The organism is Streptomyces sp. MnatMP-M17, from assembly GCF_900091995.1.
Taxonomy (GTDB): domain Bacteria; phylum Actinomycetota; class Actinomycetes; order Streptomycetales; family Streptomycetaceae; genus Streptomyces.
In genome coordinates, this window is record NZ_FMDK01000625.1 from 1 (window position 1) to 2,491 (window position 2,491).

Here is a 2,491-nt window from a genome sequence, read left to right on the forward strand (position 1 = left end):
CCGTCGCCCAGCGGGCGGTCGAGGCGGCGCTGCGGGACGCGGGATGGCACGCCGGCGAGGTCGAGCACGTCAACGCCCACGGCACGTCGACACCGCTCAACGACGCGACCGAGGCCGCGCTGATCGGCCGGGTCTTTCCGCACCGGCCCTCGGTCACGGCTCCCAAGGGCGTGCTCGGGCACTGCATGGGCGCGGCCGGTGCGATCGAGGCCGGGCTGACCGTACTGACGCTCCAGCACGGAGTGATCCCGCCGATCGCCAATCTGGACGCGCCGGCGGACGAGTTCGACATCGACTGTGTGACCAAGCAGCCGCTGCTCCGGCGGATCGACCGGGCCGTCAGCCACTCCTTCGGCTTCGGCGGTCACAACGCGGTCCTGGCGCTGCAACGCGCTTGACCGTTTCTCCGTACCGCTGCACGGAACGCTCCCGTACCGCTGTACGGAACGTACGGAACGCTCCCGTACCCGCCGCCGTACGGAACGCTCCCGTGCCGCCTTCGTACATACCGCCGTACGGAACGCCGTCCCCCACCACCGGTCCCCCCGGCGCCGGGGGACGGTCCGCCGACCCCGACTGGAGAACGCTCACCCATGCCCGGACACCCGCCGCTCCTCGGCCGTACCGCCGTCGTCACCGGCGCCGCGCGCGGTGTCGGCGAGCAGCTCGCCCGCACCCTCTCCGCGCGCGGCGCGCGGCTGGCCCTCGTCGGTCTGGAGGAGGCCGAACTCGCCCGTGTCGCGGCGTCGTTGACCGGCGAGGCGGAACACTGGTACACGGATGTGACCGACGCGGACGCGATGGTCCGTACGGCACGGAGCGTCCAGGAACGTTTTGGCACGATCGATGTGGTGGTCGCCAACGCCGGAGTGGCGGCGAGCGGTCTCTTCCGCCACCGTGATCCGGACGTATGGCGGCGCGTCATCGAGGTCAATCTCATCGGCAGCGCCAACACCGCGCACGCCTTCCTCCCGGCGCTGCTGGACTCGCGCGGCTACTTCCTCCAGATCGCCTCGCTCGCGGCCCTCGCTCCCGCGCCGATGATGACGGCGTACTGCGCGTCGAAGGCCGGTGTGGAGGCCTTCGCGCAGACCTTGCGGACCGAGGTCGCGCACCATGGCGTACGGATCGGCGTCGGCTATCTGAGCTGGACCGACACCGACATGGTCCGAGGCGGCGAACAGGTGGCCGCGCTGCGCGAGCTGCGCTCCCGGCTGCCCTGGCCGGCCGGGCGCACCTATCCGCTGGGTCCGGCGGTGGACCGGCTCGCGGACGGTGTCGAGCGCCGGGCCGGCCATGTCTACGGACAGCCGTGGCTGCGGGCGGCCCGGTTCGTACGCACCGCCCTGCCCTTCCTCGTCGGCCGTCACACCCGCGCGCTCATGCCCGAGCTCGAACCACGGGCCGCCGACGCTCCCGCGACGCTGCTGGGCGCGGGAGGAGTGGCGGACAGTACGAGTCGTCCGCCGGCTCAGACGGCGCCTGCGGCTCCGACCGTTCCGCATCCGCTGTCCGGCACAAGTCCCGTACCGGAAATATGATGAATGCGATGGTTTGTGCAGTCGCACGGACCACGCAAGGCTACTTCGCAGCGAGGCGGTGCATGACCCGGCGTCGTCCCCCGCGCTCGACGAGCGCCGAGGATTTGCTGACCACACTTGGGCGCCTCACGGCCCAGGCGCGGGAAGGCGCGGAGCTTCAGCACGCCCGGGTGGAGCTGGCCGAGGCGTTGCAGCGGGAGATGCTGCCCGCGCGGCTGCCCGCGGTGCCCGGACTGCGGACCGCCGCCCGGTACGCGCCCTCTCGTGACGGCCTGGACATCGGCGGTGACTGGTACGACGGCTTCATGCTCTCCGACGGCTCGCTCGCGTTCTGCGTCGGCGATGTGCAGGGCCACGATGTCGAGGCGGCGGCGTTCATGGGACAGGTACGGATCGGACTGCGGGCGGTCGCCAGCACCGCGCGCGATCCGGGCGAGGTGCTGGGCCTGGCCAACGATCTGCTGCTGTCGGTGGACTCCACTCTCTTCGCGACCTGTACGTTCCTGCGCTTCGATCCGGTCCACTGGGAGATCCAGAGCGCCCGCGCGGGCCATGTGGCCGCGGTATGGGGCACGGTCGACGGCTGGTCCGGATGCGCGGAGGACGCGGGCGGTCCTCCGCTGGGCATCGTGGCGGGCGAGAGATATCCGGTGACGCGCCGCAGGCTGACGAGCGCGGGAGCGTACGTGCTGCTCACGGACGGCGTCATCGAAGGTCCGTCCTTTCCGATAGAGGAGGGAATGGCCAGGGTGAGCAAGATGGTCGCCGCCGGCGCCGGCTCCGATCCCGGCGAGCTGGCGGCGGAGGTGATGAAGGTGGCCGAGCTGACCGGACACACGGACGACGCCGCCGTACTCGTCCTGCGCTACGACGGGCCTCCTGGCGCGCTTGGGCCGTCCGGTGCACCCGGGCCGTCCGGTGCACCCGGGCCGTCCGGTGCACCCGGGCCG

General features: G+C 71.9%; 2 protein-coding genes and 1 pseudogene. All 3 read left to right on the forward strand.

Annotation, left to right across the window (positions count from 1 at the left end; translation table 11 throughout):
• Positions 1 to 398, forward strand: a pseudogene (locus GA0115259_RS26330) (3-oxoacyl-ACP synthase); the annotation flags it as partial.
• A gap of 195 nt (positions 399 to 593) precedes the next feature.
• Positions 594 to 1,541, forward strand: a complete 948-nt coding sequence (locus GA0115259_RS26335; RefSeq protein WP_093601623.1) for an SDR family oxidoreductase — start codon at positions 594 to 596, stop codon at positions 1,539 to 1,541.
• Positions 1,542 to 1,603: 62 nt separating this feature from the next.
• The coding region (locus GA0115259_RS26340; protein ID WP_093601625.1) for a SpoIIE family protein phosphatase at positions 1,604 to 2,491 on the forward strand (888 nt) is incomplete at its 3' end.